Below are 580 nucleotides of genomic sequence, written 5' to 3'. Positions count from 1 at the left end.
TAGACCCATAAACTCTAGCACCAGCACTATGTACTCTAGGATAGCTAGACATAACACCGCGTTTAACTGTCATAGTCGTAGAAGTTATAGCTTCTAAGCCCATATATTCCTGACCTACTTCTATAAAATCACCAATCCCTATAAGTACAGTATCTATAATATTTTCTATAGGTATAACTGTAGAAGTCTGATTAATATCAGCTGAAAGAGTACAAGAAAATACCTTAGAAGCTGCTTTTCCCTCTAAAGTAATCCAAGAATTCCCTGATTTATAATAAGCTTGTGCATTAAGAGTATCCCTACTAGGAGCAGCAATAACTCCATAAATACCTACCTCACTCTCATAAGTAAGACTTCTAGCATAACTATCACCTTGAATTTTAGCAATAGCGTAATAAGGTAGAGTATTAACTAATTGTCCCAAAGCTTCTACAGGTTCTGCTATAGGATTAACCCACTTGGTGTAGTCAGGAAGAACTAAAACAGCTTGTGAAGCTCTATAAACATCTTCCGAGAACTCTATAGATATTTCACCTTTAGAGCTAGTCCCTAAACTTATAGAATCTACCCTATATATCAA

Annotated in this window: 1 protein-coding gene; it reads right to left on the bottom strand. The window is 35.7% G+C overall.

Annotated features, from left to right (window positions below):
* Window positions 1-580: hypothetical protein (locus P1T08_18920; GenBank protein MDF1598142.1), on the bottom strand; the 580-nt coding region annotated here is incomplete at both ends.

Source organism: Acidimicrobiia bacterium (assembly GCA_029210695.1).
Classification (GTDB): Bacteria; Actinomycetota; Acidimicrobiia; order Spongiisociales; family JAHEDJ01; genus JAHEDJ01.
This window is presented reverse-complemented; position numbering and strand designations above follow the sequence as displayed.